This window comes from Aeromonas sp. FDAARGOS 1408, from assembly GCF_019048665.1.
GTDB lineage: Bacteria > Pseudomonadota > Gammaproteobacteria > Enterobacterales > Aeromonadaceae > Aeromonas > Aeromonas dhakensis.
In genome coordinates this window covers 1,868,392-1,884,233 of the sequence record NZ_CP077394.1, presented here as the reverse complement: position 1 = coordinate 1,884,233, position 15,842 = coordinate 1,868,392, and the positions used below count along the sequence as shown (strand labels likewise).

General features: G+C 62.3%; 11 protein-coding genes. 9 read left to right on the top strand and 2 right to left on the bottom strand.

Translation table 11 applies throughout. The features are described 5' to 3' along the window. The first annotated feature begins 200 nt into the window (after positions 1-200). The 6 genes from ygeW (at position 201) to I6L38_RS08765 (ending at position 7,696) form a co-directional block, all read left to right on the top strand. Positions 201-1,388, top strand: a complete 1,188-nt coding sequence (gene ygeW, locus I6L38_RS08790; RefSeq protein ID WP_216989421.1) for a knotted carbamoyltransferase YgeW — start codon at positions 201-203, stop codon at positions 1,386-1,388. Between the two features lie 127 nt (positions 1,389-1,515). Beyond that, positions 1,516-2,715 (top strand): diaminopropionate ammonia-lyase, encoded by a 1,200-nt coding sequence (dpaL, locus tag I6L38_RS08785; RefSeq protein ID WP_216989420.1) that lies wholly within the window; start codon positions 1,516-1,518, stop codon positions 2,713-2,715. A gap of 100 nt (positions 2,716-2,815) precedes the next feature. Continuing rightward, a complete protein-coding gene (locus I6L38_RS08780; RefSeq protein WP_216989419.1) occupies positions 2,816-4,033 on the top strand; it encodes a YgeY family selenium metabolism-linked hydrolase in 1,218 nt (405 codons plus the stop codon). A gap of 117 nt (positions 4,034-4,150) precedes the next feature. Further along, entirely contained in the window at positions 4,151-5,575 is a 1,425-nt protein-coding gene (hydA, locus tag I6L38_RS08775; RefSeq protein ID WP_216989418.1) for a dihydropyrimidinase, read from the top strand. Positions 5,576-5,670: 95 nt separating this feature from the next. Further along, positions 5,671-6,603: a carbamate kinase gene (gene arcC, locus I6L38_RS08770; RefSeq protein WP_216989417.1), complete on the top strand. Its 933-nt coding sequence runs from the start codon at positions 5,671-5,673 to the stop codon at positions 6,601-6,603. Positions 6,604-6,772: 169 nt separating this feature from the next. Further along, positions 6,773-7,696: a DMT family transporter gene (locus tag I6L38_RS08765; protein WP_216989416.1), complete on the top strand. Its 924-nt coding sequence runs from the start codon at positions 6,773-6,775 to the stop codon at positions 7,694-7,696. A 72-nt stretch (positions 7,697-7,768) separates the two neighbouring features. Here I6L38_RS08765 and yqeB read toward each other — a convergent pair whose 3' ends face one another. Continuing rightward, positions 7,769-9,361 (bottom strand): selenium-dependent molybdenum cofactor biosynthesis protein YqeB, encoded by a 1,593-nt coding sequence (gene yqeB / locus I6L38_RS08760; protein WP_216989415.1) that lies wholly within the window; start codon positions 9,359-9,361, stop codon positions 7,769-7,771. Positions 9,362-9,380: 19 nt separating this feature from the next. Then, a complete protein-coding gene (yqeC, locus tag I6L38_RS08755) occupies positions 9,381-10,229 on the bottom strand; it encodes a selenium cofactor biosynthesis protein YqeC (protein WP_216989414.1) in 849 nt (282 codons plus the stop codon). Here yqeC and mocA point away from each other — a divergent pair. The 3 genes from mocA to ssnA all read left to right on the top strand — a co-directional run bounded on the left by mocA (position 10,210) and on the right by ssnA (position 15,765). Beyond that, a complete protein-coding gene (mocA, locus tag I6L38_RS08750; RefSeq protein WP_216989413.1) occupies positions 10,210-10,863 on the top strand; it encodes a molybdenum cofactor cytidylyltransferase in 654 nt (217 codons plus the stop codon). The two genes, yqeC and mocA, sit on opposite strands and share 20 nt — an antisense overlap. A gap of 420 nt (positions 10,864-11,283) precedes the next feature. Continuing rightward, entirely contained in the window at positions 11,284-14,406 is a 3,123-nt protein-coding gene (ygfK, locus tag I6L38_RS08745; RefSeq protein WP_216989412.1) for a putative selenate reductase subunit YgfK, read from the top strand. Positions 14,407-14,436: 30 nt separating this feature from the next. Beyond that, positions 14,437-15,765 carry a putative aminohydrolase SsnA gene (gene ssnA, locus I6L38_RS08740; RefSeq protein ID WP_216989411.1) on the top strand — a complete coding sequence of 443 codons (1,329 nt, stop codon included), beginning with the start codon at positions 14,437-14,439 and terminating at the stop codon, positions 15,763-15,765. Positions 15,766-15,842 lie beyond the last annotated feature (77 nt).

Sequence of the window (15,842 nt, the reverse complement as noted above, 5' to 3'; positions counted from 1 at the left end):
GCGCCATATAGCCTCAGGCTGTGCGTCGGCTCACATTCAAGACACCTTTTCTGGTTATTTCCCGCTTATTTATGCGTTGGCACGCTTATTGATTGCCCTTATTTGACGCTGACCGATGAACTCACCCAATGGCCCTTGTTTCGGTGACCTGTGAGTGGAAGGGGAGCAATGCATTTCTCATCAACAGATTGGGGCTAACGATGAAAGCAGTGAACCAGTTAATCAAAGAGATCAATGAACTCAAGTCCAACCTGCATGAAAAAGATTTCCTGCTGACCTGGGAGCAGACCCCTCAGGAGCTGGCGCTGGTGCTCAAACTGGCCGAGGCCCTCAAGGGACTGCGCGCCGAAAACATCGCCACCAAGCTGTTCAATACCGGTCTTGGCATCTCGGTGTTTCGTGACAACTCCACCCGTACCCGTTTCTCCTACGCCTCCGCCCTCAACCTGCTCGGCCTGACTCAGCAGGATCTGGACGAGGGCAAGTCCCAGATTGCTCACGGCGAGACGGTGCGTGAAACCGCCAACATGATCTCCTTCTGTGCCGATGCCATCGGTATCCGCGACGACATGTACCTGGGGGCCGGTAACGCCTACATGCGTGAAGTGGGGGCTGCGCTCGACGAGGGGTTCGAGAAGGGGGTGCTGCCCCAGCGCCCGGCGCTGGTCAACCTGCAGTGCGACATTGATCACCCGACTCAGTCCATGGCTGATCTCGCCTGGTTGCAGGAGCACTTCGGCAGCCTCGAGAACCTCAAGGGCAAGAAGATTGCCATGACCTGGGCCTACTCGCCGAGCTACGGCAAGCCGCTCTCCGTGCCGCAGGGCATCATCGGCCTGATGACCCGCTTTGGCATGGACGTGACCCTGGCCCACCCAGAGGGGTATGACCTGATCCCGGACGTGATCGAGGTGGCCAAGGAGAATGCCAAGGCCTCCGGTGGCAGTTTCCGCCAGGTTACCTCCATGGAAGAGGCGTTCAAGGATGCGGACATCGTCTATCCCAAGTCCTGGGCCCCCTATCAGGTGATGGAGCGGCGCACCGAGCTGCTGCGGGCCAACGATCATGCCGGCCTCAAGGAGCTGGAGCAGCATTGCCTGGCGCAAAACGCCAAGCACAAGGATTGGCACTGCACCGAAGAGATGATGGCCCTCACCAAGGGGGGCGAGGCGCTCTATATGCACTGCCTGCCGGCGGATATTTCCGGTGTCTCCTGCAAGGAAGGGGAAGTGAGTGAAGGGGTATTCGAGAAATACCGGATCGCCACTTATAAAGAGGCGAGCTGGAAGCCCTATATTATCGCCGCCATGATTGTCGCCCGTAAATTCTCGGCACCGGGCGCCGCCCTCGAAGGCTTGATAAAAGAAGCGCAAAAACGCGTCAAATAATGGCCTGGCCGGGCGGGAAATAAGTCCCGCCCGGCCGTCGTCATCACGCAGTTATTGTCACGGGTTCTCTCCCCGGGGCGCTTTTCACTCGATGATCCCCGGCGAGATGACTCTTTGCGAGGTATTCATGTCCCAATTTTCCCTGAAGATGGAGATTGCCGATAACCGTTTCTTTACCGGTGAATCGCTGCCACTGTTTTCCCGTACCGAGGCGCAAAAGGCCCGCGCCTTTCATAAAAAACTGGTCGGTTATGAGCCCACCCCCCTGTGCGACCTGAAGGCGCTCGCCGCCTATATCGGGGTGAAGAACATCCTGGTGAAAGATGAGTCCAAACGCTTTGGTCTCAACGCCTTCAAGATGCTGGGGGGCGTCTATGCCATCGCCAACCTGCTCTGTGAAAAATACGGGGTGGCGGTAGAGGATTTCACCTTCGATCTCATCAAGCGCACCATCAAGGAGCCGATGACCTTCGCCACCACCACCGACGGCAACCACGGACGTGGCGTTGCCTGGGCCGCCAAGCAGGTGGGCCAGCATGCGGTGGTCTACATGCCCAAGGGCTCGGCCCAGGAGCGGGTGGATCACATCCTGAACCTCGGCGCCGAGTGCATCGTCACCGACATGAACTACGACGACACAGTGCGCCTGACCATGAAGATGGCCGAGGAGCGCGGCTGGTACATAGTGCAGGACACCGCCTGGGAGGGCTACACCAAGATCCCGACCTGGATCATGCAGGGTTACGCCACCCTGGCCGACGAAGCGGTCGAGCAGATGCAGGCCATGGGCATCAAACAGCCCACCCACGTGCTGCTGCAGGCCGGGGTAGGGGCGCTGGCGGGCGGCGTGCTCGGTTATCTGGTGGACTGCTTCGGGGCGAAGAACCTGCACAGTATCGTGGTCGAGCCGGACCAGGCCGACTGCATCTACCGCTCCGGCGTGGCGGGGGAGATGGTCAACGTGGGGGGCGACATGCGCACCATCATGGCCGGTCTCGCCTGCGGCGAACCCAATCCCCTCGGCTGGCCGGTGCTGCGTGGCTGCACCACCCAGTTCATCTCCTGTCACGACAAGGTCTCGGCGCTTGGCATGCGAGTGCTCGGCAACCCCCTTGGCGATGATCCCCGCATCATCTCCGGCGAGTCCGGCTCGGTCGGCACCGGCGTGCTGGCGGCGGTGCGCCACCACCCGGATCGCGCGGTGCTGATGGCCCGGCTGGGGCTCGATGAGCAGTCGGTGGTGCTGGTGATCAACACCGAAGGGGACACAGACGTGGCCCATTACCGGGAAGTGGTGTGGGAAGGCAAGCACCCCGCCTGTGACTAGGTATGAATCGAAACAGGATGGTGCCCGGCGGGTGCCATGACGAGTAAGTAGCGGGCGGGAGGCGCACTCCCGCACCCGAGGTTGGTTATGGAGAGACACAATGAGCAAGCAAATTCCGTTTGAAATGGTGTTGGAGAAGGCCTACCAGTACAAGGCCGAGATGACTCAGTTCCTGCGCGACATGATCGCCATCCCGAGTGAGAGCTGCGATGAGGAGCGGGTGGTGCTGCGCATCAAGCAGGAGATGGAGAAGGTCGGCTTCGACAAGGTCGAGATCGACCCCATGGGCAACGTGCTGGGCTATATCGGCCACGGCCCGCACCTGATCGCCATGGATGCTCACATCGATACCGTCGGTATCGGCAACCGCGCCAACTGGACCTTCGATCCCTATGAGGGGATGGAAGATCACGAGATCATCGGTGGCCGCGGTGCATCTGACCAAGAAGGCGGCATGGCCTCCATGGTCTACGCCGGCAAGATCATCAAGGATCTGGGGCTGGAAGACGAGTACACCCTGCTGGTGACCGGCACAGTGCAGGAGGAGGACTGCGATGGTCTCTGCTGGCAGTACATCATCGAGCAGAGCAAGATCCGCCCCGAATTTGTGGTCAGTACCGAACCCACCGACTGCCAGATCTACCGTGGCCAGCGCGGCCGCATGGAGATCCGCGTCGAGGTGCAGGGGGTGAGCTGCCACGGCTCCGCGCCGGAGCGCGGTGACAACGCCATCTTCAAGATGGGCCCGATCCTCGGCGAATTGCAGGAACTGAGTCACAACCTCGGCAACGACGACTTCCTCGGCAAGGGCACCCTGACCGTCTCCGAGATCTTCTTCACTTCGCCAAGCCGCTGCGCCGTGGCGGACAGCTGCGCCGTCTCCATCGACCGCCGTCTCACCTGGGGCGAGACCTGGCAAGGTGCACTGGACGAGATCCGTGCCCTGCCGGCCGTAAAAGCCGCCGGTGCCGAGGTCTCCATGTATCAGTACGATCGTCCGGCTTATACCGGTCTGGTCTACCCGACCGAGTGCTACTTCCCGACCTGGAAGGTGGAAGAGGATCACATCACCGTCAAAACCCTCTCCAAGGCGTACACCCAGCTGTTCAACAAGGCGCCGGTGGTGGACAAGTGGACCTTCTCGACCAACGGGGTCTCCATCATGGGTCGTCACGGCATCCCGGTCATCGGCTTTGGCCCGGGCAAAGAGCCGGAGGCCCACGCGCCGAACGAGAAGACCTGGAAGGAGCATCTGGTCAAGTGCGCCGCCATGTACGCCGTGATCCCCATGCTCTATCTGGCCGAGCTGGACAAGTAAGGGTCTGCCGGGCAGTGACTGCCATCACCGCCCGGCTGTTGCATGTGTGGCAAGTGCCCCGTCTTTAGCAGGCGGGGCCTTGCTGTTTGACGCGATCGGATGTGCGAGGGGGTGGGGATGAAACGGCTGATCAAACAGGGTGTGCTGGTCGATGCGCAGGGTGAATATCGTCAGGATCTGCTGATCGAGAACGGGGTGATCCTTGCGCGCGCCGCCGCTATCGAGCCCGATGGCGAGACCGAGCTGATCGATGCCAGCGGCTGCTACGTGATGCCGGGCGGCATCGACGTCCACACCCACTTCAACATCGATGTCGGGATTGCCCGCAGTTGCGATGACTTTTTCAGCGGTACCCGTGCCGCCGCCTGTGGTGGCACCACCACCATCGTCGATCACATGGGATTTGGCCCGGCGGGGTGCAACCTGCATCACCAGCTGGCCCGCTATCACGACTATGCCGCCGATCAGGCAGTGGTCGACTACAGCTTTCATGGCGTTGTTCAGCATGTGGATGACGCCATCCTCCACGAGATGGCCGCCATGGTGCAGGAGGAGGGGATCAGCAGCTTCAAGCTCTACCTCACCTACCAGTACAAGCTGGGGGACCACGACGTGCTGCGAGCCCTGGCCCGCCTCAAAGAGGTGGGGGCGCTTGCCGCCGTCCACCCCGAGAACGATGCCGCCATCGCGGCGCGCCGGGCTGCCCTGTTGGCCGCTGGCCACTGTGAGCCATGGTATCACCCGCAAAGCCGCCCGCTGGAGTGCGAGGCGGAGGCCATCGCCCGGATGATCAATCTGGCGGGGCTCGCGGGCAATGCCCCGCTCTATATCGTCCACCTCTCCAACGGCTTGGGGCTGGAGTATCTGAAACTGGCGCGCCGCCAGGGCCAGCCGGTCTGGGTGGAGACCTGCCCGCAATATCTGCTGCTCGATGAGCAGTGTTATTACCAGGAGAACGGGGTCGACTACTTGCTCAGCCCGCCGCTGCGCTCGCGCAGCGAGCAGGACAAGCTGTGGGTCGGCATCGCTGCTGGCGACATCGACGTGGTGGCGACCGATCACTGCAACTTCTCCCACGTCCAGCGCATGACCCTCTCCGGCGGCGATTTCAGCCGCTGCCCCAACGGCTTGCCTGGGGTCGAAAACCGGATGCTGCTGCTGTTTGCCCACGGAGTGCTCGGCGGGCGCATCTCGCCGTCGCGCTTCGTGGCCCTCACCAGCGCCAACCCGGCGCGCCTGTTTGGCCTCTGGCCGCGCAAGGGCAACCTGCAACTGGGGTCTGACGCCGATCTGGTGCTGATGGATCCCCGTGGCGAGACACTGATCCGTCACGCCGCGCTACACGACAACGGTGACTACAGCCCCTACGAGGGGATGCGCTGCCAGGGCCGGATCAGGCTGACCCTGAGCCGCGGCGAGATAGTGGCCCGCGACGGCGAGTTTCTGGGGCGACGTGGCCATGGCCGCTTTTTGGCCAGATCGCCCTTTGACCCTGCGTTGGCGCCGGATCGGCACTGGCCTTGCCCCACAGTGGCCGGTTGACAATCAGTTCGCATCCCGCAAAACCACGAGGTTTTTTGAACAACGAAAGGTAGGCCGGTATCGCGCCGGCTTGTCCCCTCACTGGAGATAACAAGATGAAACAGCGAATCGTACTGGCCCTTGGCGGCAATGCGCTGGGCAACAACCTGCCCGAGCAGATGAAGGCGGTGCAGAGCACGGCGGGCACCATTGCCGACCTGATTGCCCAGGGGCACGAGGTGGTGGTGACCCACGGCAACGGGCCGCAGGTGGGGATGATCCAGCAGGCGTTCGAGGTGGCGGCCCGCTACGATCCCAAGGCGCCCCATCTGCCCATGTCGGTCTGCGTAGCCCTGAGTCAGGGCTACATCGGTTATGACCTGCAAAATGCCCTGCGCGAGGCCCTGCTGGTGCGCGGTATTCACAAGCCGGTGGCCACCCTGGTGACCCAGGTGGAGGTGGATAAAAGCGATCCCGCCTTCCTCGATCCGAGCAAGCCCATCGGCGGCTTCTTCAGCAAGGAGGAGGCCGAGGCGCTGATGGCCAAGGGCGAGCGGCTCAAAGAGGACGCCGGCCGCGGCTATCGCCGGGTGGTGGCGTCCCCCAAACCCGTCGATATCATCGAGAAGGAGACCGTCTCTGCCATGCTGGCCGCCGGTCAGGTGGTGATCACCGTCGGTGGCGGCGGCATTCCGGTGCTGCGCGAGGGCAACCACCTGCGCGGTGCCAGCGCGGTGATCGACAAGGATTGGGCCAGTGCCAGGCTGGCGGAGCTCATCGATGCCGACATGCTGATCATCCTCACTGCAGTGGAGAAGGTCGCCATCAACTTCGGCAAGCCCGATGTGCAGTGGCTCGATCAGCTGAGCGTCGCCGATGCCAACAGCTTTATTGCACAGGGGCAGTTTGCCAAGGGATCCATGCTGCCCAAGGTGGAGGCGGCGCTCTCGTTTGCCACCTCCCTGCCGGGGCGCAAATCCCTGATCACCTTGCTGGAGAAGGCCGCCGACGGCATTGCCGGCAAGACGGGAACCCTTATCAGCCGCTAGACGTTCCAGCTCGGGTTGAGTGTGATTGCGGGGGCCGTCGGCCCCCTTGTTCATTTCGGGGCCCATGGTCAGCAGAGGATGGGCGGCGTAAGATGGCCGCCTTCAAGCGCGGGCAAGACGCCGAGAGCAGACCCGGCGCAATGAGTGACAAGAGGTGAGTAACAAGCAAATGAGCGGAAAGATCAATATGGCGGCGCTGGTGGGATTGATCCTGCTCACCGCCATCTGGAGTTACAGCTGGATCGTGATGAAGCAGGTGATGCTCTACGCGGGGGCGTTCGAGTTCACCGCCCTGCGCTGCTTGTGCGGCTCTTTGGTGTTGCTGCTGGTGCAATGCCTGCGTGGCCGCAAATACCTTAAACCCACTCCGTTTCGCTACACCCTGGCCATCGGGTTGTTCCAGACCTGCGGCATGGTGGGGCTGGCCCAGTGGGCCCTGATCAGCGGCGGGGCGGGTAAGGTGGCGATCCTGAGCTACACCATGCCGTTCTGGGTGGTGATCTTCGCGGCGCTCTTTCTGGGTGAACGGATGCGCAAGCTCCACTATCTGGCGGTCGGGGTGGCGGCCTGCGGCCTGCTGTTGGTGATCGAGCCCTGGCAGTTGCACCTGGATTCCATGAAGAGCGCGCTGCTGGGAATGGCCTCCGGCATCTGCTGGGGGATCAGCGCCATCATCGCCAAGCGGATGTATGCCCGCCACCCTGCGGTGGATCTCATGTCCCTCACCACCTGGCAGATGATCTACGCCACCCTGGTGATGGCATTGGTGGCGGCCCTGGTGCCGGAGCGACCCATCGACTGGCAGCCCTACGTGTTCGGTGCGCTCGCCTACAGCGCCATCTTCGCCACGGCGCTGGCCTGGAGCCTCTGGCTGTTCGTGCTGAAAAAGCTGCCGGCGGGGATCGCCAGCCTCAGTACCCTGGCGGTGCCGGTGAGCGGCGTGCTGCTCTCCTGGTGGTTGCTCGGTGAAAACCCGGGGCCGGTGGAGGGGAGCGGCATCGCCCTGATCGTGCTGGCGCTTATCGTCATCAGCCGCAAGGGCAAACGGTCCCTGGTGTCAGTGGCGGGGGAGACCCGCATCAAGCACGGCTAAGCCGATTAGAGGAACGAAAATGGAAAAGGGCCCGCCATCATGGTGGGCCCTTCTGGTTTTAAGAACACTCTCTTATCTGCGCTGGGCCAGATGCATCATGGCCTCCAGCACGGCGCCGCCGATCGCCCGCGCCTTGTCAGAGACGGTAGTGGGATCGGCCCGCTCGCCTCTGGGGTCGATGTCACCGATCTTGAAGCCGACGGTCACCTCGATGCCATCGCTGAGCAGCCCCCGCACCATGCCGGAGAGCGGCGCGATAATGGGGGCGTCCCCCACGTGGGCGATCACGTCCCCCTCCTGCACCAGATCGCCGAGCTTGATAATGCTCTTCATCACCCCGGCGACAGGGGCGCGCACCACCCGGCGGGCGGAGTGCCCCTCGATCACCCCGGGAATGCCGGTATTGGGCTGGGCGGGGCCCTGATAGATGACCCGGCCCAGATGGTGGCCACGGTTGGTCTCGATGACCGCATCGCAGTCGCGCCCCGCCTCAAAGCCCGGGCCAAGGGCCACCGTGATGGGGGCCATCTCCCTGTGGGTGCCGAGGTTCTGCTTGGCGAGGATGGCATCCACCAGATAGCGGGGCTTGAGTTCGGCAAGGGTGGCGCAGTCGGGGTCAACCAGTAGCGGAATGATGCCCCGATCCAGCTGCTCGAACGCCTGTTCGACACTCTCGGCCCGCTTGGCACGCACTCCCTCGACACTGGTTTCGCCGTCGAACATCCCCTGGGCGAAGGCGACGGTGCGGCGGATCACCGTTGGCTTGTCGAGATCCAGCATCACTACCTTGAAGCCGGCATGGTAGAGGCGCAGCGCCACCCCGGTGGCGATATCGCCGGAGCCGCGCATCACCACCAGCTGATCCCGCTTGAGGCGCACATCATCCTGCATCAGGCCGCCCGATTTACCGTTTTTCACCTGCAACAGCTCGGCGAGGATGCTGATGGCGATCTCCTCGGGGGTTTCGGCACCTATGTTGTAGCCGATGGGGGCGTGCAGCCGCTGCAGTTGCTCCTGGCTCACCCCTTGCTGGCGCAGGGCCTGGGTGAAGGTCTGCACCTTGCGCTTGCTGGCGAGCAGCCCCAGGTAGGCGAGGGGACGGCTGATGAGCCGCTCCAGCGCCTCCTTGTCCTGGTGGTTGGTGGCGATGATGACGAAGTTGGCGGACTCGATGGCAAGCGCCTCGATAACCGCGCTGATGGTGTCGGCCTGCTGCAGGTGGGTGCCGGCCGGAAAGCGATCTGGGCTGAGGCTCCCCTCGAAGCAATCCCCCACGTGGATGTCAAAGCCGAGCGGTGCCGCGGCATGGGCCAGTGCCCGGTTGACGTGGCCGGCGCCGATCAGTACCAGACGGGGGCGCAGGCCGTAGACGTCGATATAGACCGACATGGCGCCGCCGCAATCCGAGCCCACCGCATGTTCGCCGTTGCGGGTCATCCGGCCGTGGAAGATGCGCGGCTTGCGCTCGGCAATGGCGGCCACGGCTTCTTCGATCACCAGCCGCTCTATCATGCCGCCGCCGATGGTGCCGAGGATCCGGCCATCGGCCATCACCAGCATCTGGGCCTGATGGCGCGGGGTGGAGCCCCGGCTCTCGATGATCTGGGCCATGGCAAAGGGGGTGTTCTCCTGCTCCAGTCGGGCAGCGTGTGCAAACAGATTCATAAGGTACCTCGTATCATCCTTAACGGGTCAGCGACTGCGTGGCTTCGGGGGCAGGCCGACAGCAAACATGGTGGATGGCGCCGGGTTCACGCACGGCCCCCTGCCAGATGGCGTGGAGCTCGGGGTGGTGTTGCAGCAGGTTTATCAGGGCGGGCAGCCACTGCTGCTCATTTTGATAATCTCCATTGATAAACCAGACCCGGCGCGCCCCGGGCGGGGTGCCCTTGAACGCCCCCTCGGGGTGGGCGATGAGCCGGTCAAACAGGGCCCAGTCGAGCCGTTCACCGGCCGCAATCTCGCACAGGGCCTGGAACTCGGCCCAGCGGTGGATCTGCGCCGGGTCGGCGCTGGCGCCCACCATGGCGCCGCCCACCAGGGCGATCACCCAATCACTGTGCTGAGGAATGCAAGGTTCGTGCAAAGCGGGCGCTTTCAATAACTTGTGATGGGCGCCGTCCGCCTCCACCAGGATGATGTCGAAGCGTTGCTGTCCCTTGAGCAGATCAATCTGCTGGGGGCTCGGCCCCACCGCCTTGCCGCTGGCCCGATCGAGGTGGCTGAACAGCACCAGCTGCATCGGTTCATCGGGCAGCGCCTGACAGCGGGTCAGCTGCCGGATGGGGTCGGCCTCGATCAGCAGGGTGCGCCGAGAGGAGGGGGCGGGCAGAAACATCCGGGTGCTGGTGGTGAGCAGCACCTTCTTGCCCTGTTGATGGAAATAGTCGGCCAGCCAGAAGAGGGTGCTGGTTTTCCCCCCGGCGCCGCAAAGACTAATTAAAGTGGTACGCCCATCAATATTTTCGGTGAGCGGGTTTAATACACTCTCGATATTTGGCGAGGTGAGCAGAATGGGTGGTGAAATAGCCATGGCAACGACCGATGAAAATAGAGGCGCGGTCAGTGAGAAGCACTGGCATTCGCGCGAGCGGTGCGAATGCCTAATTACGGCGGCCGGGCTCTCATCACGAATGGGCGCGTGGAAATTGATGCTACCGTATCGCCAGAGCACGATTCTTGATGAGAGTCTCAAAAATGCCCTGGTGCTGTGTGACCGGGTCATTCTGGTGGTGGGGCATCGCGCCGATGAGCTGATCAGCCGCTACGCCAATCACCCCCGTATCCGGCTGGTACACAACCATGATTATGCACAAGGGCTTGGCAGCTCCATCCGCGCGGGGCTCGCCGCCTGTAGCAGCGATCACCTCTTTATAAGCCACGGCGATCTGCCCTGCATCCCCCCCGAGGTGTACCGCACGCTCTGGCAGGCGCGGGGGAACGAGACCCTCTTTCCCTCCTATCAGGGGGAGGCGGGCCACCCCGTGCTGTTGCCCAGAGCCCTTGCCACGGCGCTGGCGGCTGCGCCGGCACAGGGTTCGGTGCGCCGCTGGCTGCTGGCGCACCCCCATCGTTTCATCGAGGTGAAGAGCGCCACCATCCTGCAGGATGTGGACACCCCGGAGCGCTATCAGGCGCTGTTGGCAAATGAAGCATTCGAGCGCTGAACGGGTCGGCTGGCAGGGGCTTGCCCGGCCTTGCTTTGCATATTTATCCCCTTGTCTAACCCGTTATCAGGGGCAGACAGCGGCCGTTATCATCCTGGCCGGCCTGATAATGGCGCTGGCCTCGCTCTTTATCAAACTGATAGCGCGCCGCGCCAAAGTGAGATCACTTTTAGCCGTGAGGGCGGCGTTTCCATTATTTAAATTCGGTGTTGATAGCCACTCTCATTGTCGAAACTGGTATCGGCTTTCGATGTTTTATTAATTGGAGGTGCCTCACGTTTTTATAGCTGAAAAATAAAAAGATCCGGCGCTGGCCTGATTGTTGCTCTTGTCAGTTTCAAGGGGCTTTTTATGTGTGGTTGTGGATGGGCCCCATTTATTCATCCTGTCAATGAGCAGTGCCGCTGCAAGGAGATCAACATGGGCGATATTATGCGACCCGTTCCCTTCAAGAACCTTCTGGTCCGTATCTTCTCGGAATATAAAGTGAGTCAATCCATCTTCGGCATTCCCGCCGCGCAATTTTATCGCAAGCAGGACGAGCGCAAGATCAAGGTGTTCGGTGAAACCTGCGAGACTCCCATCGGCCCGGCAGCCGGCCCCCATACCCAGTTGGCCCAGAACATCGTCACCTCCTGGCTGACTGGCGGGCGCTTTATCGAGCTCAAGACGGTGCAGATCCTGGACCGTCTCGAACTGGAAAAGCCCTGCATCGATGCCGAGGATGAGTGCTTCAACACCGAGTGGTCTACAGAGTTCACCCTGCCCAAGGCGTTTGACGAGTATCTGAAAGCCTGGTTTGCCCTCTACCTGCTGGAGGAGGTGTTCGACCCGCGCCTCGACGGAGAGGCCAAGTCCTTCATCTTCAACATGAGCGTGGGTTACAACCTCGATGGCATCAAACAGCCGCCGATGCAGCAGTTCATCCACAGCCTGATGGATGCCAGCAGCAGTCCGAAATTTGCCGAGTACCAGCAGGTGGTACGTGACCTCGTGGCCGACGAGCAGTTTATCGCCGAGCTGGGACTGGGGGCGCGGCGCGCTCGCTTGCAACAGCTGGTGGATCGTATCCCGGCCAATCTGGTGCACGGCGTCACCCTCTCCACCATGCACGGCTGCCCGCCCAACGAGATTGAGGCCATCTGCCGCTACATGCTGGAAGAGAAGGGGCTCAACACCTTCGTCAAACTGAACCCGACCCTGCTGGGCTACCCGCGGGTGCGCGAGATCCTCGATACCTGCGGCTTTGATTACATTGGTCTGAGCGAAGAGTCATTCGATCACGACCTCAAGCTGGATCAGGCCAAGGCTATGCTGACTCGCTTGATGGCGCTGGGGGCCGAGAAGGGGCTCACCTTCGGGGTGAAACTCACCAATACCCTTGGCACCATCAACCGCAAAGGGGCACTGCCCGGCGATGAGATGTATATGTCCGGCCGTGCGCTGTTCCCGCTCTCCATCAACGTGGCCGCCGTGCTGTCCCGTGCCTTCGATGGCAAGCTGCCCATCTCCTACTCGGGCGGTGCCAGCAAGTTCAACATCGCCGAGATTTTCGAGACTGGTATTCGTCCCATCACCATGGCCACCGACCTGCTCAAACCGGGTGGCTATCTGCGCCAGATCGAGTGCCTCAAAGAGATAGATGCGTCGGACAGCTGGGGCATGAGTCAGTTGGATGTGGCCAAGCTGGAGGCGCTTGCCGCCAAGGCGCTCACCATGGATTACACCCAGAAGGAGTGGAAGTCCGAGGACCGCATCGAAGTGGGTGGTGGCCTGCCGCTGACCGACTGCTACGTGGCGCCCTGCGTCACCGCCTGCGCCGTGCATCAGGATATCCCCGAGTACATTCGTCTGATGGGCGAGGGAGAGTATGTGGCAGCCCTTGAGCTGATTTATCAGCGCAACGCCTTGCCCGCCATCACCAGCCATATCTGCGATCACCAGTGCCAGTACAACTGCACCCGTCTCGATTACGACAGTGCGCTCAATATCCGCGAGCTGAAAAAGGTGGCGCTGGAGCGCGGCTGGGAAGGGTACAAGGCCCGCTGGCACAAACCGGCTGGCAGCGGTGACAAGCATCCGGTTGCAGTTATTGGCGCCGGCCCAGCTGGTCTCTCCGCCGGTTACTTCCTGGCCCGTTCCGGTCACCCGGTCACCGTGTTCGAGCGCGAAGCGGATGCCGGTGGCGTGGTCAAGCACATCATCCCCGAGTTCCGCATTCCGGCTGAGCTTATCCAGCATGACATCGACTTTGTCGCCGCCCACGGGGTCAAGTTCGAGTTTGGCTGCGATCCGGCGCTCACCGTCGACAAGCTGCACGCCCAGGGCTTTAGCTATGTCTTCGTCGGCATCGGCGCTGACAAGAATGGCGGCATGCGCCTCGAAGGGGGACACGAGCGGATTTACAAATCCTTCCATTTCCTGCGTAGCTTCAATCAGGGCAAACCGCTGCCGCTGGGCCGCTATGTGGCGGTGATCGGTGCCGGCAACACCGCCATGGACTGTGCCCGCGCCGCCCTCAAGGTGCCCGGTGTCAGCGATGTAACCGTTATCTACCGCCGCAGCGAAAAAGAGATGCCCGCCTATCGCGAGGAGGTTCTGGAAGCGGTGGAGGATGGGGTGCGTTTCTGCTTCCTCACCAATCCGGAGCGCTTTGACAAAGATGGCAAGCTCACTGTGCGGATGATGGCGCTGGGGGATCCTGACGAGCAGGGCCGCCGCCGTCCGGTGCCTACCGAGCAGACCGAAGTGATGCAGATGGATGCCCTGATCACCGCCATCGGCGAGCAGCCTGACTGCGAGGTATTGAAAGCGATGGGCATTCCCCTTGGCAGCGATGGCTGGCCCGAGGTGGATGGCCAGACCGGCGAAACCAGCCGTCGCAACGTCTTCCTCATCGGTGACGTGCAGAGCGGCCCGTCCTCCATCGTCGGTGCCATCGGTGGTGCCCGCCGCGCCGCGGATCTGGTGCTCTCTCGCGAGCATATCGCCAGCCAGCAGAGTGAAGTGACCATCCAGCCGTCGGGCAAGGATGAGATCTACCGCCGCAAGGGGAGCATCGCCGTCACCCTGGTTGACAAGAGCGAACGCGATGCCTTCGTGGCGCAAGAGGCGCACCGCTGCCTCGAGTGCAACTACCTCTGCAGCAAGTGTGTGGATGTCTGCCCCAACCGGGCCAACGTCGCCATCGCGGTGCCGGGCTTCAAGGATCAGTTCCAGACCCTGCACCTGGATGCCTACTGCAACGAGTGCGGCAACTGCGCCCAGTTCTGCCCCTGGCAGGGCAAGCCCTATCAGGACAAGGTCACCATCTTCAGCCTGCCCGAGGACTTCGACAACAGCCGCACCCCAGGTTTCTATCTGGCCCAAACCGGCGAAGGGTGTGGTGAGCTGCGGGTGCGTCAGGGCGGCGAGACCTATCGCCTGACCATAGACGCCCAGAGCCGCATCAAGGAGGCGCCAGCGGCCCTTGGCGACATGTGCCGCATCATCAGCCATGTCCATGCCCATCACCACTACCTGCTGGGGGCCGTCGAGGCCTGAGCGAACCACGAATAAGCGAAGGAGCCAACCATGTTTATTCTGAAGAACGTCACCGCTGTCCAGCTGGAGCCGACCCTGGTGCTGGAAGGGGTGGATATCGCCATCGAAGGATCGCTTATCAAAGCGGTGGGGCCCAATCTGCGGGCCCTCTACCCACAGGCCACCTATCGGGAGATGGGCGGCAAGCTGGTGATGCCGGGCATCGTCTGTGCCCACAACCACTTCTACTCCGGCCTGTCGCGGGGGATCATGGCCAACATCGCCCCTTGCCCGGACTTTATCTCCACCCTGAAAAACCTCTGGTGGCGGCTCGATCGGGCGCTCGATGAGGAGTCCCTCTACTACAGCGGCCTCATCTGCTCGCTTGAGGCGATCAAGAGCGGCTGCAGCGCGGTGATCGACCACCACGCCTCACCCAACTTCATCAAGGGCTCCCTGAACGTGCTGCGCAAAGGGTTTATGGAGGCGGGTCTGCGCGGCATGACCTGCTTCGAGACCACGGATCGCAACAGCGGCCTCGCCGAGCTGCAGGCCGGGGTGGAGGAGAACATATTGTTCGCCCAACAGATCGATGCGGCCAAGGCCAAGGGGAACGAACCCTATCTGGTGGAAGCGCACATCGGTGCCCATGCCCCCTTCACGGTACCGGACGAGGGGCTCGCCATGCTGCGCGAAGCGGTGCAGGTCACCGGTCGCGGTCTGCATATCCATGTGGCGGAAGACCGCTACGACATGGCCCACGGCCACCACCACCATGGCAAGGAGCCCATCGCCCGGCTGGACGAGTTTGGCCTTGTCGACAGCAAGACCCTGATCGCCCACGGCATTTACCTGAGCCCGGCCGACATCGAGCTGCTCAACAGCCGCGATGCCTTCCTGGTGCACAACGCCCGCTCCAACATGAACAACCACGTGGGCTACAACCTGCACCTGCCACAGTTTCGCAATCTGGCGCTTGGCACCGACGGCATCGGCTCCGACATGTTCGAAGAGCTCAAGTTTGCCTACTTCAAACACAAGGATGCCGGCGGAGCACTCTGGCCCGACAGCTTTGCCCGCTTCCTCTGGAACGGCAACACCTTGCTGGAGCGCAACTTCGGCGCCAAATTTGGCCGCCTAGAGCCGGGTTACAAGGCTGACCTCACCATCTGTGATTACGCCGCACCGACCCCGCTGGCGCCGCGCAACCTCGGCGGCCATCTCGCCTTCGGCATGGGCTCATCCTCGGTCAACAGCGTGATGGTGGAGGGGCGCATGGTCTATCAGGATCGCGAGTTCGCCTTTGACGTCGAGCCCCTTTATGAGCAGGCCAGCAAGGTGGCGAGCCGCCTGTGGCAACGAATGGACGCGCTGGCCTAAGGCCACCCTCCGCACGTTTGGACTGGATTGCCCGCCCTGTGGATTTTCCCGGCGGCGGGCAGCAAGAGTAAGGACGA

What these genes read in the sequence shown, in the direction of transcription:
- yqeB (WP_216989415.1), bottom strand. Translation starts at nt 9,361, where the DNA reads ATGAATCTGTTTGCACACGCTGCCCGACTGGAGCAGGAGAACACCCCC.
- ygfK (WP_216989412.1), top strand. Translation starts at nt 11,284, where the DNA reads ATGGGCGATATTATGCGACCCGTTCCCTTCAAGAACCTTCTGGTCCGT.
- ygeW (WP_216989421.1), top strand. Translation starts at nt 201, where the DNA reads ATGAAAGCAGTGAACCAGTTAATCAAAGAGATCAATGAACTCAAGTCC.
- yqeC (WP_216989414.1), bottom strand. Translation starts at nt 10,229, where the DNA reads ATGGCTATTTCACCACCCATTCTGCTCACCTCGCCAAATATCGAGAGT.
- mocA (WP_216989413.1), top strand. Translation starts at nt 10,210, where the DNA reads ATGGGTGGTGAAATAGCCATGGCAACGACCGATGAAAATAGAGGCGCG.
- dpaL (WP_216989420.1), top strand. Translation starts at nt 1,516, where the DNA reads ATGTCCCAATTTTCCCTGAAGATGGAGATTGCCGATAACCGTTTCTTT.
- hydA (WP_216989418.1), top strand. Translation starts at nt 4,151, where the DNA reads ATGAAACGGCTGATCAAACAGGGTGTGCTGGTCGATGCGCAGGGTGAA.
- I6L38_RS08780 (WP_216989419.1), top strand. Translation starts at nt 2,816, where the DNA reads ATGAGCAAGCAAATTCCGTTTGAAATGGTGTTGGAGAAGGCCTACCAG.
- arcC (WP_216989417.1), top strand. Translation starts at nt 5,671, where the DNA reads ATGAAACAGCGAATCGTACTGGCCCTTGGCGGCAATGCGCTGGGCAAC.
- ssnA (WP_216989411.1), top strand. Translation starts at nt 14,437, where the DNA reads ATGTTTATTCTGAAGAACGTCACCGCTGTCCAGCTGGAGCCGACCCTG.
- I6L38_RS08765 (WP_216989416.1), top strand. Translation starts at nt 6,773, where the DNA reads ATGAGCGGAAAGATCAATATGGCGGCGCTGGTGGGATTGATCCTGCTC.